The sequence below is a fragment of the Falsiroseomonas oleicola genome (genome assembly GCF_019029495.1).
GTDB lineage: Bacteria > Pseudomonadota > Alphaproteobacteria > Acetobacterales > Acetobacteraceae > Falsiroseomonas > Falsiroseomonas oleicola.
The window spans coordinates 206,353-223,168 of record NZ_JAERQM010000003.1; the positions used below are offsets into that span (position 1 = coordinate 206,353).

General features: G+C 65.1%; 14 protein-coding genes. 10 read left to right on the plus strand and 4 right to left on the minus strand.

Translation table 11 applies throughout. From position 1 onward, the window contains the following. Window positions 1-25: 25 nt before the first annotated feature. The 5 genes from JJQ90_RS11855 (at window position 26) to JJQ90_RS11875 (ending at window position 6,274) form a co-directional block, all read left to right on the plus strand. Window positions 26-985, plus strand: a complete 960-nt coding sequence (locus JJQ90_RS11855) for a hypothetical protein (RefSeq protein WP_216875657.1) — start codon at window positions 26-28, stop codon at window positions 983-985. Between the two features lie 66 nt (window positions 986-1,051). Next, window positions 1,052-3,886: a hypothetical protein gene (locus JJQ90_RS11860; RefSeq protein WP_216875658.1), complete on the plus strand. Its 2,835-nt coding sequence runs from the start codon at window positions 1,052-1,054 to the stop codon at window positions 3,884-3,886. 243 nt (window positions 3,887-4,129) lie between these two features. Then, the gene (locus JJQ90_RS11865) at window positions 4,130-4,555 is read left to right on the plus strand and encodes a helix-turn-helix domain-containing protein (protein WP_216875659.1); all 426 of its coding nucleotides are present in this window, start codon (window positions 4,130-4,132) and stop codon (window positions 4,553-4,555) included. Next, complete coding sequence (locus JJQ90_RS11870) at window positions 4,548-5,852, plus strand: site-specific DNA-methyltransferase (RefSeq protein WP_377098644.1); 1,305 nt, start codon at window positions 4,548-4,550, stop codon at window positions 5,850-5,852. The genes JJQ90_RS11865 and JJQ90_RS11870 overlap by 8 nt, the downstream gene beginning before the upstream one ends. Beyond that, a complete protein-coding gene (locus JJQ90_RS11875) occupies window positions 5,840-6,274 on the plus strand; it encodes a hypothetical protein (RefSeq protein WP_216875660.1) in 435 nt (144 codons plus the stop codon). The genes JJQ90_RS11870 and JJQ90_RS11875 overlap by 13 nt, the downstream gene beginning before the upstream one ends. A gap of 101 nt (window positions 6,275-6,375) precedes the next feature. Here JJQ90_RS11875 and JJQ90_RS11880 read toward each other — a convergent pair whose 3' ends face one another. Further along, window positions 6,376-7,440 (minus strand): peptidoglycan-binding domain-containing protein, encoded by a 1,065-nt coding sequence (locus JJQ90_RS11880; protein ID WP_216875661.1) that lies wholly within the window; start codon window positions 7,438-7,440, stop codon window positions 6,376-6,378. Window positions 7,441-7,943: 503 nt separating this feature from the next. On the opposite strand from JJQ90_RS11880, the gene JJQ90_RS11885 reads away from it, so the two are divergent. Then, complete coding sequence (locus JJQ90_RS11885) at window positions 7,944-8,912, plus strand: Bug family tripartite tricarboxylate transporter substrate binding protein (RefSeq protein ID WP_216875663.1); 969 nt, start codon at window positions 7,944-7,946, stop codon at window positions 8,910-8,912. Between the two features lie 222 nt (window positions 8,913-9,134). Here JJQ90_RS11885 and JJQ90_RS11890 read toward each other — a convergent pair whose 3' ends face one another. The 3 genes from JJQ90_RS11890 to JJQ90_RS11900 all read right to left on the minus strand — a co-directional run bounded on the left by JJQ90_RS11890 (window position 9,135) and on the right by JJQ90_RS11900 (window position 11,305). Then, entirely contained in the window at window positions 9,135-9,842 is a 708-nt protein-coding gene (locus tag JJQ90_RS11890) for a recombinase family protein (protein WP_216875665.1), read from the minus strand. Continuing rightward, on the minus strand, window positions 9,842-10,621 hold the full coding sequence (locus tag JJQ90_RS11895) for a DUF3489 domain-containing protein (protein ID WP_216875667.1): 780 nt from the start codon (window positions 10,619-10,621) through the stop codon (window positions 9,842-9,844). The genes JJQ90_RS11890 and JJQ90_RS11895 overlap by 1 nt, the downstream gene beginning before the upstream one ends. Before the next feature lie 306 nt (window positions 10,622-10,927). Continuing rightward, entirely contained in the window at window positions 10,928-11,305 is a 378-nt protein-coding gene (locus tag JJQ90_RS11900) for a MerR family transcriptional regulator (protein ID WP_216875669.1), read from the minus strand. A 107-nt stretch (window positions 11,306-11,412) separates the two neighbouring features. Here JJQ90_RS11900 and JJQ90_RS11905 point away from each other — a divergent pair, with 107 nt between their 5' ends. The 4 genes from JJQ90_RS11905 to JJQ90_RS11920 all read left to right on the plus strand — a co-directional run bounded on the left by JJQ90_RS11905 (window position 11,413) and on the right by JJQ90_RS11920 (window position 16,718). Then, the gene (locus tag JJQ90_RS11905; protein WP_230410597.1) at window positions 11,413-12,225 is read left to right on the plus strand and encodes a glutaredoxin family protein; all 813 of its coding nucleotides are present in this window, start codon (window positions 11,413-11,415) and stop codon (window positions 12,223-12,225) included. A gap of 199 nt (window positions 12,226-12,424) precedes the next feature. Continuing rightward, window positions 12,425-12,784, plus strand: a complete 360-nt coding sequence (locus tag JJQ90_RS11910) for a hypothetical protein (protein ID WP_216875670.1) — start codon at window positions 12,425-12,427, stop codon at window positions 12,782-12,784. 334 nt (window positions 12,785-13,118) lie between these two features. Then, window positions 13,119-14,675 (plus strand): ATP-binding protein, encoded by a 1,557-nt coding sequence (locus tag JJQ90_RS11915; RefSeq protein ID WP_216875671.1) that lies wholly within the window; start codon window positions 13,119-13,121, stop codon window positions 14,673-14,675. A 3-nt stretch (window positions 14,676-14,678) separates the two neighbouring features. Beyond that, window positions 14,679-16,718: a Druantia anti-phage system protein DruA gene (locus tag JJQ90_RS11920; RefSeq protein ID WP_216875672.1), complete on the plus strand. Its 2,040-nt coding sequence runs from the start codon at window positions 14,679-14,681 to the stop codon at window positions 16,716-16,718. Window positions 16,719-16,816 lie beyond the last annotated feature (98 nt).

Consider the following 16,816-nt stretch of genomic DNA (forward strand, 5'->3'; position numbering starts at 1 on the left):
GACCAGAAAGAAGGACCAGAGCAGCATGGCTTCCAAAGGGCCGCAGCCTCAGCCAGAGACGCAGTCGACTGCCGCGCACGCCAGTTCGGGACACAACGACGTTCGGGACGCTGCACCGGACTTCCCGCTCCACCTGCCGCTTCGACAGGCAATCCTTACCTGGTGCAAGCCAGATCTCGTGGCTGCCGTTCGACAGGAGGAGGTCCGGCTCACCGAGCACCAGCAAGCAGGGCTCGACCTTCCGCTGCTGTGCGATGTGTCGGAGCTGGCGGTTCCGCATCGAGACGGTTGGATGGCCGGGTATGCAAGCCACACGGCCCTGCGGGGCGCCTGGGACCGGCTGTTCAACGACCTGCGGCGCAAAGTCGAGGGCGGTGAACTGTTTCTGGAGGGGGTGCGACTGGCACCGGAGCGTGGAACCACGCCGGAGGAGATCAGCAGCAGCTGGGCCGCCGACATGAAGTTCGACCTGGACCGGAACACGGTTCAGGTTGGTCAGGACCGGTTCGGCGCGATCACGGTCTCCACGCGCCCGTCGCCATGGCAAACTGCCGTGGAAACCCCCTTCGCCCAACGTCTGGCGGCGCCCGCGCAGTCTCGGGCAGCCAGGGTGGCTAGCCGCGACGCGCCTGAGCGGATGACGGTAGATCAGGTCGCCGGGCTGTCCGACGATGTCATTCTGGTGCTGCTGGAGGAGCACGCGCGGCGTGTCATCGACACGCCCGACGCGAAGCTGATCGCCCCGGGCAAGATCTCGTTGATGCCGATCATCTTGCGGAAGATGCTGAAGCGCGCCGACGACGGCGAACTGCTGAACACGCTTGCCGCCGAAGGGCGGTTTCTCGCTCAGTGGATCACCAGCAAGGTCGAACATCATCACGTGCCCTCGGAGCGCACCATCACCAAGGTGCTGGGCAAGGAGTACGGAGCAGCCAAGGCGCGATCCAACGCCGCGATTCAAAAATCCAAGACTTTGGGTCGCTGAAACGCGGTCCTGGATCGCGGTGCCACAACGGTCCTTCTCTCCGCCATCTTTGCGCGGGGCCAACCGGTGGACGATCAGGGCGACAGCCAGGACTACCAGGACCTTGCTCCGCGGCCGACCCGAGCGGCGGCTGGGACCGATGTGCGCCACTACCGCGTCACCTTCGGCAGCGGCGATAGCCAGACGGCGCCGTGGTCTGACGTTCGCAGCTTCACCTGGCCCGAACTCTGCGACCGCCTGACGCAACACGAGATTGGTGCCAAGGAGGGCAACTGCATCGTGCCCGCCGTCTTCCGTGCCGGCCGGCGCCAGAAGCTGGACGCCGAGCGGATCGAGATAGCAATGCTCGACAGCGACGCGGGCGCCACGCTGGAGCAGATCGCGACCGCAGTCAGGGGGCAGGGTTGGGCTGCCGCCATCAGCTCGACCCACTCGCACCTCGGCACCCGGACCATCGCCAAGCGCGGCAACTGGGACAAGTTCCGTGCCGCCCATCCGAATCTGTCCAATCCGGCGCAGGCATTTCTGGAGGCCGAGCGGAGCTACAGGCCCGGCATTGCAGATGGCGCGCGGGTCGTGGCCGAGACGGATGACCAGGTCACGTTCGACCACGCGCCATGCCCGAAGTTCCGGATAACCCTGCCGCTGCACCGTCCCTGGATCGCGTCAAGTTACGACAGCCAGGCCACCGCGAACCGAGCCTGGAAAGAGCGCGTGACGGCGCTGGCCCAGGCATTGGCTCTGCAGCACGACCAATCCTGCACCGACACCTCCCGGCTGTTCTACCTGCCGCGTCGCCCGGCGGACGGGCCGCCCTCGGAGATCCTGGTCCTGGAGGGCCAGCCCTGCGACCTGTTCAGCCTCCCGAGCCCGGCTACGGCGCCACGCGCTTCTGTGCAAGGGAAGCGCCAAGGTCGAGCCGCCCGCGCGACTACGGACGCCAGCGGCCCGTTCGGCCTCGACTTCGGCCGCATCACCTTCACCGATCCGGACACCGGCGAAATCCTCGATCTCACGGCCTGGGCGGCCGCTTCGGCACGCCACTTTGAGATCGTCGCCGCCCTCCGCGCCCGCAGTCCGCACATCCTGCTCGGCAAGGTGGCGGACGGTACCAAGCACCACATCTGCTGCCCGAACGAGGCGGCCCACACCCAGGCTGGCGCTGACGCCGCCACCTTCATCGTCAACGCCAGCCAGAGCGAAAGCCGCGGCTTCGTCATCCACTGCCGCCATGCCCACTGCGACGGACGCGACCGCCTGCTCTTCCTGCGGCAGATGCTGGAGCAGGGATGGCTCAAGATCGAGGACCTGCAGACCCCGGAGTTTCTGCAAAGTCAGCCTGCCGAGCGCCCGCTGATCCGCATCTCAGGCGGAGCACTCCCAGAGGTTGTCCAGCAGGCCCAGGAGGCGCTGCTGGCTAAGCCGCACCGGGTGTATCAGCGCGGATCCTTCCTGGTACGACCAGGCGTCATCCGCCTCGGTGTCGGCCACGACCCGCACCGAAGCCACCTACAGATCCTGGAGATTGAGGATCAAGCGCTGGCCGAGGTTCTCACCGCCGCCGCGTGCTGGGAGCGCGTCGATAGGCGCAAAGATGAGTGGGTGTCCATCGATGCACCGCTGCGCGTGGCCACGATCCTTCGCCAGCGGCGAGGGCATTGGCGCCTGCCGGTCCTCGCCGGCATCCTGTCGGCCCCGACGCTTCGGGCCGACGGCACGGTGCTTGACCAACCCGGCTACGACGCCACCACCGGGCTGCTTCTCGACTTTCGGGGGAGCCAGTTCCCGGACGTGCCGGATCGTCCCAGCAAGGAAGATGCGCGCGCGGCGCTCGGTCTTCTACTGAGGCTGATCTCGACATTTCCGTTCGTCGACGAGGCCAGCCGCAGCGTGGCGCTGTCGGCCATATTGTCTTCCGTGATCCGCCGGGCGCTACGAACCGCCCCGCTCCACGGCTTCTCGGCACCGGTGGCAGGATCGGGCAAGTCGATGCTAGTCGATCTGTGCAGCGTCATTGCCACCGGCCGCGTCGCCGCGGTGATCTCCCAGGGCAAGACGGAGGAGGAGTTTGAGAAGCGCCTCGGCTCGCTGCTGCTGGAGGGTGAGCAGTTCATCGCCATCGACAATTGCGAAGCTCCTCTTGGCGGTGAGTTTCTCTGCTCGCTGCTGACCCAGGAAACCGTGCGCTGCCGCATCCTCGGCCGATCGGAGGCGCCGCAGCTGCCGAGCAACAGCTTCGTCACCGCCACCGGGAACAACCTAGTGATGTTGGGCGACATGACCCGCCGCGCGCTGCTCTGCCAGTTGGACCCACAGGTCGAGCGGCCGGAGCTTCGTCAGTTCGATTGCGATCCTCTGGCAGAGGCGCAGGCGAACAGGTGCCAATTGCTGGTCGCCGCGCTGACCGTTCTCCGCGCCTACCACGTGGCTGGCCGTCCCGGCTCGCCTCCCCCACTCGGATCGTTCGAGGCATGGTCGGATTGGGTGCGGGGCGCGCTGCTGTGGCTGGACCAAGCCGATCCCGTGGCCACCCTTGATGTGGTCAGGGCACAGGACCCGCGGCTCGACGCCATTACCGCCCTGCTCAGCCAATGGCACGAGTACCTCGGCACCCGTGACGTCACGGTGCGCGAAATAATCGAATGCGCGACCGCCGGGCCCTCGTCTGCGGGCAGCAGCTTCGGTCACCAACGGCAGCATTTCGAGCGCGCCGACTTCCGCGAGGCACTGCTCGTCATCGCCGGCGACAACGGCGCGATCAACAGCAAGCGCCTTGGGCGCTGGATCGGCGACCACCAGGGGCGTGTGGTGAACGGCCTGCGCATCACCCGCGCGCGCCTGCTCGCTGGCAGCCAGCGATGGAAGCTCAACGTGGAGGCCAAGCATGCTGACGCAGCCTGATTTAGGTGGATGTGGTGGGTTTGGTGGATCTCTCCCATACCCCACGCGAAAACTGTCAGAGCAGTACATGTACATACACATGCTGTGTGTGTTTGACAGTTTATATAGAGGGGCCGGAACAAAGGCACCAAACCCACCATATCCACCTGCCGCAGCGCGTCACGCCGGATCGGCCGGATGGGCTGGCGCCTTCCCCTCTAACAAAGCTGCTCCCGCCCGTCGCCACGTCGGCAGGGCCTACCGATGACCGGCCGCCCGCCCTTCGCACCAACCGATGAGCAGCGGCGCCTGGTGCGTGCCATGGCCGGCTACGGCGTGCCGCACGAGGATATCGCGCGCGTCGTCCGGTGCAGTGCGCCCACCCTACGCCGGTACTTCCGCGACGAGCTCGACGTCGCTGCCATCGAGGCCAATGCGCGCGTCGCCCAGACCCTGTTCCAGCAGGTCAGCACGCCCGGCAACATCGCGGCCACCATCTTCTGGCTCAAGGTGCGCGCCGGCTGGCGCGAGAAGCGCCCCGATGAGGCCGCCCCGCCGCCCGCAGCCACCGCGCCACCCGAGCCCTTCGTCATCGTCCGTCGCATTGTCGATGCGCGGTCCGGCGATGACCAGGCGCCGCTGATGGTGCTGCCGCGCCTCCGTCCGCAGAAGGTTGAACGCAGTGAGTGACATCCAGCCCGCCGGCGCGCCGATCCCCGAGAACACGACGTTGTTTCCGCCCTACAAACTCGCGGCCGTCGCCGCGCTGGTGCCCTACGCCCGCAACGCCCGCACCCATTCCGAGGCACAGGTCGCGCAGATCGCCGCCTCCATCCGCGAGTTCGGCTTCACCAACCCGATCCTGGTCGATGGCGAGCGCGGCGTAATCGCCGGACACGGCCGCCTGCTGGCCGCCCGCAGGCTTGGCATGGCGGAGGTGCCGACGCTGGAGCTGAGCCACCTCACACCGGGCCAGCGCCGCGCCTACGTGTTGGCCGACAACCGCCTCGCACTGTCCGCCGGGTGGGACGACGCCATGCTGCGGCTCGAACTCGGCGAGTTGCATGCCGAAGGCTTCGACCTGGCGCTGACCGGCTTTGATGAGCTGGAGCTAGGAGCCTTCCTGGCAGACCCAGCCGCTGGCCTCAGCGACCCGGACGCGGTGCCGGAGCCGCCCGCCAATCCCGTGAGCCGCCTCGGCGACGTCTGGCGCCTGGGACGCCACCGGCTGATCTGTGGCGACGCCACCGAGGCGATCGTGGTCGAACAGGTGCTGGCCGGGGTGCGGCCGCACCTCATGGTGACCGACCCACCCTACGGGGTAGAATACGACCCGGCCTGGCGCAACGCGGCGCTGGAAGGGAGCAAAACCGCCCGCACCGGCAAGGTACTGAACGACCACCGGGCCGACTGGCGGGAGGCCTGGGCGCTGTTCCCGGGTGATGTGGCCTATGTCTGGCACGGCGCGCTGCACGCCAGCACCGTCGCCGACAGCCTCACCGCCTGCCGGTTTGAAATCCGCGCGCAGATCGTCTGGGCCAAGGAGCGCCTGGTCATGGGGCGCGGGCACTACCACTGGCAGCACGAGCCCTGCTGGTACGCCGTCCGCGGCGGCGCGACCGGTCACTGGAGCGGTGACCGCAAGCAGACGACGCTATGGCAGATCGCCAGCCGCGGGCAGGATGCCGAGACCACGCACGGCACTCAGAAGCCGGTCGAGTGCATGCGCCGTCCGATCGAGAACAATTCCAGCCCCGGTCAGGCCATCTACGAGCCCTTCAGCGGCTCCGGGACGACGCTGATCGCCGCCGAGAGGTCGGGGCGGGCCTGCCACGCGGTGGAGCTGTCACCGGCCTATGTCGATGTGGCGGTGCTGCGCTGGCAGGCCTTCACCGGACAGCAGGCGGTGCTGGAGGCTGATGGGATATCGTTCGCAGGGGTCGCAGCGGCGCGCGGCGCTGAGGAGGCTGTGCCATGCAGGGCGTGACCTACGTGCCGACCGACGAGCAGCGGCGCACGGTGCGCGCCATGTCCGGCCTCGGCATCCCGCAGGACGACATCGCCACCTTCCTGGAGATCGACAAGAAGACGCTGCGGAAGCACTTTCGGGAGGAACTCGACCGCGGCTCGATCGAGGCGACGACGAAGGTGGCGCAGAGCCTGTTCCGGATGGCGACGGATGGCGGCTCGGTCGCGGCCGCGATCTTCTGGATGAAGGCGCGGGCTGGCTGGCGCGAGAAGCACGACGGCTCCGGCAGCGCTGCGACCGATGAGGTGGACAAATCGCTCAGTGTTGTCTTCCACATCGTCGATCCGAAAGAGCCAGGTCCACCACGGCCAATCCTCGACGCCGAGCTGGGCCGGCCCAATCGGCGCCTGCCGCAGATCGACGATCAGGAGGGCGACTGACGCATGTTCACCACCGACCAACGACCGTTGATCGGTGGTGAACAGGGCTGGAGTGGTTGCAGGTGGGTCGGACCGGAGCAAGTGGCCAGCGGGCAGTTTTTTCAGGGATCGGTGATGGTGCCAGCATTGCTGACGAAGGGGCTCCGCTCGAATTTCTCAACGTGGCCATAGTCGCGGACCATTGAAGGCGAACCGAACGCGGCGTCATGTGCAAACGTGCCGTAACATGCTGCGGTGTAGACACGGCGCCCCATCGGCAAAGGCGCGTACCTTGGTTCATGGGGATAGGCATAATCATTGACCGAATTCGGTTGATTTTCTTTGAAGCCGAATCCGTGCGCGAGCTCGTGGATCACAATGCTTATCTTGAGTTGATCCGAAAGCTGCGACCATAGTGGGTAAAGAGTGACCCAGCCGCCGACAGGAACTCCGGGCAGGATTGTCCAGGCAGATGCCCAATACATGGCTGCTGCCGCATTTGGCCCTTGTAATGCCTTTGAGCCCACAAAAAACCCGCGCATGGGCGCCTGAGCTATTCGGGTCGCAAGGTTGTTCTGTGCGAGCACGAAGATGCCGTAGATGAAGTCTATATAGACGTTTAGTGGATCTGCTGATTCTTTTCGTTCGGTGAAGTGTTTCGCGACCAGCGATAGGGCTTGTCGGTTCTCGGGTGTGTCGCGCTTGAGGCGGAGCAAGTCGCGAGCTTGATCGACAATGCGCACTGCCTTGGCCGCAACGGCGAGCGTCCGCGGCAAAAGAGTGAAGGCCGCATTAGCGCGTTCTTCGTCCTCATTGGTTGCTATCAGAGGCGGCGGCAGCAGCGGAATTTGGTCAATAGGATTGGGGATATCGCGAATCAGCGTGCTGCGAACGGGCATGCTGATACTATTATTTAGACCGAAAAATGAAGTGGCGATTCGGCTCTCATAAGCCAGCGCCCGAATTGTTGGACGCCCGGGCGAAATTACTCCGTCGGAGGCCCCGAAGCGATCCGCCTGATAAGCCTTTATCGCGTTCAGAGTTCGCGGCCCAAACCGTCCATCGGTCACAAGTCCAGACGCCATTGGCTGGCGGCGCGGCATACGTCCACAACAGTTCAGCAGAGCTTGTACTAAGCGAACATCTGCGCTCAAGTTCGCCTTGCCTAGTCCGACGCGCTGCTTCATGTAGCCGGCGCTAAGGTCCGGTAATTCCACCATGGTCCCGCCCCGAAGGGACCGGACACGTAAAGTCGGAATCATAAGCGCCATCATTACCTCTTCAGCCGCAAGAACAGCCAGTGACGTGAAGGCGAACGGTCCATCAGCGGTGAGGCAGTATACGCGTATCGTCGAATATTGGGCCGAGACACAAGCTTCTCGCTTGTGTCAGCCTAAGACTTCTTGTCCCGCGTTGCGATTTCAGAGGATTGCATTGTGTTTCACCGGCGTGGCAGCTTCTGCCCTCCGCTCAGTCAAGCTCGGTAGATCGTTTCCCGAGCGACAACCAGCTCGCGCTCCTTCTGCGCCATCGCCGCGTAGATCAGGCGCATCAGTTCGGTGGTAGATCGGGACGCTCCGGGCGATCACGCTGCACTGAAATCTTTCCGGAATGCGGAACATGGCCAGAACGCGGTTCGCCGAACCGCGTCTTCACCCTAGGATTCGTGTTCGGGAGGAGCCGGACCGCCATGATCCTGTCAAGACGACACCTGCTAGGCGTCGGCGCCGGCCTCTCCACGCCGGCGCTCGCGCAACCCACCTGGCCGCGCGGGCCGGTCCGCCTCGTCGCCCCCTACGCGCCAGGCGGTACCGTGGACGCTGTTTGCCGCCTGGTGCAGCCCGGCCTGCAAAGCGAACTCGGTGTGCCGGTGGTGGTTGAGAACCGGCCGGGCGCCGGCGGGACGATGGGCACAGCCGCCGTAGCGCGCTCAGCGCCGGATGGGCAGACGTTCGTGCTGGTGTTCGACAGCCATGTTACCAACCCAGCACTAATGCCAAACCGCGGCTTCGATTCCGCGCGTGACCTGGCGCCGGTCACCCTGATCGGCACAACACCGATGCTGGTGGTCACCCCGGCGCCACGCCGCTGGCAGAGCCTTCCCGAGGTCTTCGAGGCGGCGAAACGCTCAGAGCCCGAAGCCATCTCCTGCGCGTCCAACGGCAACGGTACGCTGACGCACCTCGTGCTCGCGCAGATACAGAAGGCGCTCGGCGTGAGCTTTCTGCACGTACCCTACAGTGGGGGCGGACCGCTGGCGACGGCCGCGGCGTCCAACCAGACGGACCTTGCCCTGGGGGCAGCGGCGCTCTCCGGCCATGTCGCCACGGGCCTGGTGCGCGCGCTCGCCCAGACTGGCGCCGAGCGTTCCGGCAAGTATCCGAATCTGGTGACGCTGGCGGAATGCGGTGTGCCGGGGATCAACGCGGTGTCCTTCACCGGCGTGCTGGCGCCGATTGCCACCCCTGAGCCGATCCTGCGCCAGTTCCGCGCAGCGCTGGTAAAGGTAGTCGAGCAGCCGACCATCAGTCAGCGGCTGCGCGACGGCCTCGGCTTCGACTTGCTGATGTCGGAGCCCGCCGCCTTCGGTCGGTTCATCGACGTGCAGACCGAGACCTGGGCGCGCGTGGTGCGCGAAAACAGGGTCAGGATCGATTAACGTGGCCGGAATGTGCCCTGTGCAACGCGAGCGGCTGACCAGGTTCACGCAGATCGCGAGCCATCGTCCGGTCGCTTGGCGAGAAACCTGAGATGTAGAAGTTGGACATGTTCTGACTGACGCTTGATCCGATTGGGCCGCTGGGCGTCATGCATATCGAGATCGTCAGCCGGACGCGAACTGGTGCGAGATCGGCCTCGCCTGACTCTATAGCCGGTCCGATTAGGTTGAGTTTTCGAACGCTCGTGCTAGCACCCTTGCCACTGTAGTGTGAGTCCAAATCGGCCCGCCACGCGGCGTTGGCACCCCGCGTTCCGTCAGCGCCCGCGCCAGCGCCTGATGGCTGGCAGCTCCGCCGGTCCGTGATGTCTCCACCTCAAGGGCCAGTCGATGCGCCGCCTGTTCCGCCGTCTTGCGGCGCGCCAGGGCCGCCGCACTGCTGTCAGGACCTGCTGCGGGTCGGTAGCCGCGGTCGCCGCCCAGCACCGCCCCACGCGCCTTGGCGGCCGCCAGGGCCGCCCTGGTGCGCTCGCTGATCAGTTCCCGCTCCTTCTGTGCCATCGCCGCGTAGATCCGCAGCATCAGCTCGTCCGCGCCCGGCATGTCGGCCGCGCGGATCGCGTGGCCGTCTTCCAGCAGCTGCGACAGCGTGTGGGCGCGGCGGGTGATACGGTCGAGCCGCGCAGCCACCAGCACGGCCCCAAGCTGCCGGCACCGCGCCAGTGCAGCCTGAAAGCCTGGCCGACGATCGTCCTTGCCGCTGGCGATGTCGGAGAATTCCGCCACCAGCGTCCACCCCTGCCCTGCCACGAAGGCGCGCACGCTGGCCTGCTGCGCATCCAGGCCAAGCCCACTCTGCCCCTGCTCAGCGGTCGAGACCCGGTAGAGGCCGACCGCAAGGCGCGAAGCGGCGTGTTGGGTCGCCCACATCAGGCCGCCACCACAGCGATCTGGTAGATGCTGTAGCTGCCGCGCGCGCCGGTTTTGTTCGGGCCAACCTGCCGCACACGCTCCAGCACCGTCACCTCAATGCCGTGCCGGGACCGGAGGCCAGCGAAGAACCCGCGGACCGTGTGCGGCGCCCAGCCGGTGGCCTCCACCACCTGGGGCACGGTCGCGCCCTCGGGCCGGCGCAGCAGCGCCAGCACCGCCGCCTGCTTCGTGCCTTCGCGTGGCTTACGAGGGGCGCCGGCTGCTAGCGGTGCGCGCGCCGTTCGACCCGCCAGGATTCCGCACAAGGTCGTCAACGGAGCCTCGAGCGGCAGCGATGCTTCCCAGGCGGCAATCACCGCAGCAGCGGCGGCGCGCAGGGTGGTCCGGCTCGGGCTCGCGGCCTGAGGCATGGATGCCGCCTCGGGGCCCTGGCCCGGGCTGTCGGCGCTGCCGCAGGCCGTGGCTTCGATCTGCGCAGCCTCGGGGGCCACGGGCGCCACGTCGGTCTCCTGGCTCGTCTGAACGAGCTCCAGGCCGATGGCGGTCAAGCCAGCGTTGGTAATACGGAGCGCGATCCAGGCATCCGCCTCGTCCTGGCGCCAGCCGCGCCCGACATGCTCCGGCAGCGCGGCCAGCTCCGCCAGCAGCCCACCTCTGAGCATGCTACGGAAGACGGCGTTGCGTGCTGCTGCGGGGATCTTTGGCAGCGGGGCAAGTCCCGCCTCGTGCTGCGCAGCCTCGCGCAGGATCTGGCACTGGGTGTCGGACAGCGTCATGGTGGTGGTCTCCGGCGGCGGGCGCCGAGGATCGGCCCCTACCACCACGCGCCCCGTTGGGATGAACCGGCCGGGGCGTGAGCAACGCTTCGCTCTGGAGCCGATCGAAGCCAAGCGCCTTCTGCAAAACGTGCTGCCGCCTCCCAGACGGCCACCGCGGCAGCACGCTAGGTACAGAGCCTACCAAGCCTGCCCACCCCGGGGGCTTCAAATTCCTATCTCAACCCCCTGGCTTGCCCTGCAAATTGCACTCGGGGCGTCAGCATCTGCGTTAAGGCGAATGCCGAGATGGATGTCTCGCCAGCCTCAAACGTCGAAGGAAGCCAAGATGGGGCATGGCCCGGTACTTCCCTCGGCGCACTCCCTCGCCAGTCGTCGTAGGGCGTCCCGTGCACGCTGGAGGTCGGCGATCTTGTCGTCGAGCGCCTTGATGCGGGTCGTGGCAAGCTTGCGAGCACGGCTGCGGTCCTCGCCGGCATCGAGATCCAGAAGCTCCCTGATCACCTCCAGGGTAAAGCCAGCCGTCTGCGCCTGCCTGATGAACCGCAGGCGGCGTAAATCGGTTTCATCGTAGTGCCGGATGCCGCCACCTCGTACCGGCGTCCTGAGCAGGTGTTTCCGCTGGTAGAAGCGGATTGTCTCGACGCCCACGCTGCCGGCGGTGGCAAGCTCGCCGATCGTCATGGATCCAACCATTTCGGGCATGCCGCGGGTAAGCATTTTCGCCTCTTGACCCCGTACTATGGTACGGAACCTATATTCAGGCCGACCGTTTTTCAAGGAGACCCAGCATGTCGGCTACAACCCTCCCTTCCGCCGCATCGAGCAGCCCCAAATTGCCGAAGAAGGCGGCCATCCACCGCATGGTGATGCCGCAGCACACCTGCCCCTATGGCCTCAAGGTGAAGGATCTGCTTGAGCGGTCCGGCTACGAGGTGGAGGACCACCACCTCACCACGCGCGAACAGACCGACGCCTTCAAGGAACAGCATGACGTGGCGACAACGCCCCAGGTCTATATCGGGGCCGAGCGCGTCGGCGGCTACGACGACGTTCTCAGGTTCCTCGGAAAGCCTGTCGCGGATCCGAAGGCGACCAGCTACCGGCCAGTCGTCGCGCTGTTCGCAATGACCGCGCTGATGGCGATGGCGGCGAGCCATGCCGTGACGGGCAACCCCTTCACCATGCGCGCGGCGGAGTGGTTCATCGGCTTCTCTATGGTCGTGCTGGCGCTGCTGAAGTTCCAGAACATCGAGAGCTTCTCGACGATGTTCCTGAACTACGACCTGCTCGCCAAGCGGTGGGTGCCCTACTCCTACATTTACCCCTTTGCGGAGGGCCTGGCGGGGGTGCTGATGGTTGCGGGTGCGCTCACCTGGCTATCGGTGCCGGTTGCACTCTTCATCGGCACCATCGGCGCGGTCTCGGTGTTCAAGGCCGTCTACATCGACCGGCGCGAGCTCAAATGCGCCTGTGTCGGCGGGTCGAGCAACGTTCCCCTCGGCTTCATCTCGCTGACCGAAAACCTGATGATGATCGCCATGGCGGTGTGGATGACGCTTGCCGCATTCGGATTGGTGACCGGCGCGGGCCACGCGATGTAATGCGCTGCTCCGACTACACGGCGACGGCCAGTCGCTGCGGCAATGCGGTGATCAACCGGCACCGTGCGCCGGCGTCGCGGTTACAGCGGTTCCGGGCCGGCGTCCCTAACACCCGCTCGGCTGCGTTTCCGCAGTCGGCGACGGAGGTCGGCGGGGAGGGCTGATCACCATCGCCACCTCGACCACCACCGCGACCTTCATGCCGGATTTCTGCTTCAACGGGCTGCCGGAGGCGGCACCCGCGGTGCTGAATGACACGCCGTTGCTGACGGGGGCGCTGTTCGGCTCAGGGCGGCGGGAATTCGCCGCGGAGGTGTCCTGGGACCTGCCGAGCCTGGCACCGGGGCCCACGGCGCTTCTCGACGTCACGGTGAACGGGGCGCGGGCCGGCGACCTGGCACAGGCATCGCTGGTGTCGTCGACGCGGTTCATCGAGTTCGACGCTGCCGTGTGGTCGAACAACACGGTGAGGGTGATGGCGCGGAACATCTCTGTGGCCACGTTCGATCTGGCCGCAGCGACGCTGTCGGTGTGGGTGGCGAAGCGGCGGGTGCCGTGAGCGGAGCGCCCGGGATCCGCCCCTGCACCGCAATGAGGCATGTGCTACTCAGCGCATCGGACTTGAGGCCTGCTGAAGTCGACCGCGAGACGCCTTGGTGCAATGATACGTATCGGGCCCATGGCTCTTGATCAGCCGAAGTCCCGCAGATGCCCAGCCATTCAGCCATTGCCCTGCAATCCCATCCGAAGCGGCCGCCGGGACGCGCTCGAGAGACCACCTTGAATGCTCCGCGGGCTGCGTTATTCCGGGGCGGCGTGCCAAATGACCTTGAAAAGCAGGGCTTCTATTAGGAAACTGGGTACAGGCGAATGAATTCGGCAGAGCGGGGCCAATGACGAAGAGTATAGATGAAGATTATTCGATCGTCGCCTTGGACAAATTCATCCAGGCGACCCGTGACTCCGGTTACAAAGGCACATCCAGCGCGGTCGCAGAACTAATCGACAACTCGCTTCAAGCTGGGGCGACCGAAATTGCCGTGTCCATCAGTGTGGACGAGACAGGCGAGGAGCATCCCCTGGTCCTGTCCGTTGTTGACAATGGATCAGGAATGGACGCCCGAACGCTGCGGACCGCACTGCGCTTTGGCGGCAGTTCGCGGTTCAATGATCGGAACGGTCTCGGACGCTACGGCATGGGGCTGCCGAACAGTTCGCTCAGTCAGGCGAAGCGCGTCACGGTTCACACGTGGCGATCACGCAGAGGCCAAGTCCTCAGTTCATATCTCGACATCGATGAGATCGCGAGCGGTGCGATCACAGCGGTGCCTGAGCCGAGGGTCGTGCCCCGGCCAACGTTCATCAACGGCCACGCGAGCGGCACCGCGGTCACCTGGTCCCGCTGCGACCGTCTGGATAACCGCCGCATATCGACGCTGACCAGACGGCTCCTGGTCTCCCTCGGACGTCGCTTCCGGCACTTTCTCTGGGGCGGAGTGTCGTTGACGATCAATGCAGATCCCGTCGAACCGGTCGATCCCCTCTATCTATGTCCGAGCAGCCGATTCTCCGGCGCAACGCAGTTTGGGGATGAACTGGTCATTGAAGTCGCAGCCAGGTCTGACGACCGGACGACAACCGGTAGCGTGCGTATCCGCTTTTCGGAACTCCCCGTTGAGGCGTGGTCGAAACTCGGGAACGATGAGAAGCGACTTCGGGGCATCGCCAAGGGCGCTGGCGTGTCGGTCGTCCGAGCGGGCCGCGAGGTCGACTACGGCTGGTTATTCCTGAACGGCAAGCGGCGCGAGAACTATGATGATTGGTGGCGCTGCGAGGTGAATTTCGATCCGGTGCTCGACGAAGCTTTCGGAATTACGCACAGCAAACAGCAGATTCGCCCGATGCCGCACCTAGTTGAGGCCATCGCGCCCGACATCGAAGCAATTGCCAGGGCGCTCAATGCTCGGGCACGAAAGGCGCATCTCGCTGTCAAAACCGCCGAGCGGTTCAGCGCATCCGAAGGACGGGCAAGCGAGAAGGACGTGATGCTCCCTCCGCTGCCACAGCGGCGCAGGCCTCGTGACGAGCAGGTCCTAGGCGGTCTCGGGAAGAATCTGCCGCCGGCTGCTGACGCGGGCGAGGCGCACCGCAAGACAGAGTACCGAATTCTTGCAAAGTCGCTCAGCGAGACGCTCTTTTTTAACTACGCCCGCGACGACGGGCGATTCGTGCTGGTCCTCAATCCGGAGCACCCGTTCTACAAGATCATCTACAAGCCTTTGCTCGACGCAGACACCCCGGCCGAGGCGACCCTACGAGGACACCTCGATCTCCTCCTCCTCGCCATTGCGCGAACCGAGGCGCTCCTTGAGAAGGAAACAGATATCAAGGTCGCTGAGTACATTCGGAAGGGTTGGAGCGATACGTTAGCAACCCTCCTTGACGGCTAACCGATGAATAAGCCTTCCCAAGATGAATGGTTCGTCCTGGCGCCGTCGCTGCCCGAAGAGGGGGGCGCGCGCGCGGCCTTCCGCGCGCACGCCGAGCGACTGTCGAGCCTTTCGCAGCCCGCCGAAGATGGGGCAATCGAACGCGTCACAAACGAAGCGATGCAGCACCTCGGCGGCCTCTCTCGCACGGCACCGTTGCGCGCGGCACTCCTCATCCTAACGGACCTTGCCCACCAGCGATGGCCCATTCGCCTTACGACCGATGGATCCGTCGAAGTGAGACGCCCGGAGGAGCAGCGCCTCGACCCTCTGAGCGAGAAGGAGCGCATCCGCAGGCAGGAGTTGGTGAAGCGCGACGAGCAACTCCGCGAACCATCGACCCGACGATTTGTCAGCGGGCTTGAAGCGAGCCATCTCTTTAAGGGTCGACGAGTCTCCGTCTTTTCGCTGATGCGCGACGGCCGTGAACTCGCGGCTGGACTTCGGCGTGTCCGATCATCAGATCCGGAGAGCGTCACCGCAAGCCTCAAGCAGATCGTCGATCCCTATCTTCAGTTTGTCGATGCTGGCGCGACGTGCGAGCACACAGGCCTCGCCCTGCAGGACATCTGGCGCTACTTCCGCCACACATGGAGCAATCAGTATACGAGCACGCCAGGTCGGACGATGGCCTTCCTCGTCCGCGATCGTGCGTGCGATTACCACCCGATCGTTGGCATCGGCGCACTCGGCAGCCCGATCGTCCAAATCCGCGAGCGGGACGCCTGGATTGGCTGGCACCCGGATGCGTTTCTTGAGTTTGCGGACGAAGAAGGCTCTGTAGCATTGGCCGCCTGGCTGACGCAGATCGTCGATGCCAGTGTCAGCGAATGCTACATTGAAGACTTCATCGAAGAGCAGTTGCTCAAACCGGGAGATTTCCGAGCCCCATCCGTCGACGTCATCTCACAACTCACGGTTTACGCCGAGCGCCAGCGCGAGTTGCACCACAGGCTGGCCCGCAGCAAGGAGATGAAGCGCAGCGCGCGATCGAACGCCGAAAGCGCAGAAGCCCATTGGCGTAAGCAGGCACAGTCACACCTGTATCGCAGCAAGCGGGCACTCGCGCTGGCGGACATGTTCCGCGTCAAAATAGCCCTTGGAAAATTCTTATCGGAGAGCCCCACGGCCGAGGAGGTGCGAGCACTGCTGAAGGACCAAGAGGGCCGGCAAGCGATCAAGACTGTGCTTCGCAAGGCCAAGGCCGACCGCGTCGGCATCGCCATGGCCGACATCACGGTATGCGGTGCGGTTGCCCCTTACGGTCCCATCCTAGGAGGAAAGCTAGTCTCGATGCTGGCTGCGAGCCCGGAAGTCATCGCAGCCTACCGGCAGCGATATTCCGACCAACAGAGTGAGATCGCGTCATCAATGGCCGGCCGTCCGATCGTGCGGCCGTCGCACCTCGTCTTCCTTGGTACGACGTCGCTCTATGGCGTTGGATCGAGCCAGTACAATCGCCTCCGGATGTCGGCCGCTCGGCTCGGCGGCAAGGCCGACGAGCAACTCGTCTTCCTTGAACTCGGTCGGTCCGGCTCATACGGGACGTCTCACTTCGGGTCCGCGACTGTCGAGGCTCTGGTGGCACTCGTGCAGCAGTCACTTACCGGCCAGCGCGTAAACAGCATCTTCGGTGAGGGAGTAAGCCCGAAGTTGCGGAAGATCAGGGAGGGCCTGGATCGGCTGAAGCTACCTACCGACGCGCTTCTGATGCACGGCCGCCACCGCATCGTCTATGGCGTGCCGCTGATCCGAAACCTCCGCGAGTACCTCCTCGGAATGGACAGGGAACCGGACTACCTCTTCGACTTAAGTGACCCCAAGGCGGGAACGCGTGCTGTCGTGTCCTGGTGGATGGAAAGGTGGCTTGCTCCGCGGCTTAAGAACAACGACGCGCTGAGCAAGATGGCAGATCACTCGCTCGTACGTCCCATTCGACACGGAGCTCGAGTCGTGCTTTCCCCCGAGGATCCGAACCAGACGTCCCTCTTTGATGATCTGTAAAGGGACGGAACCGACCTGTGGCCACCTGAGTGGCCCCGACCGTACCCTCGTACGTGCCTCGAGGAGCTTTACTGTGTTGCGCTCCGCATCCAATATCA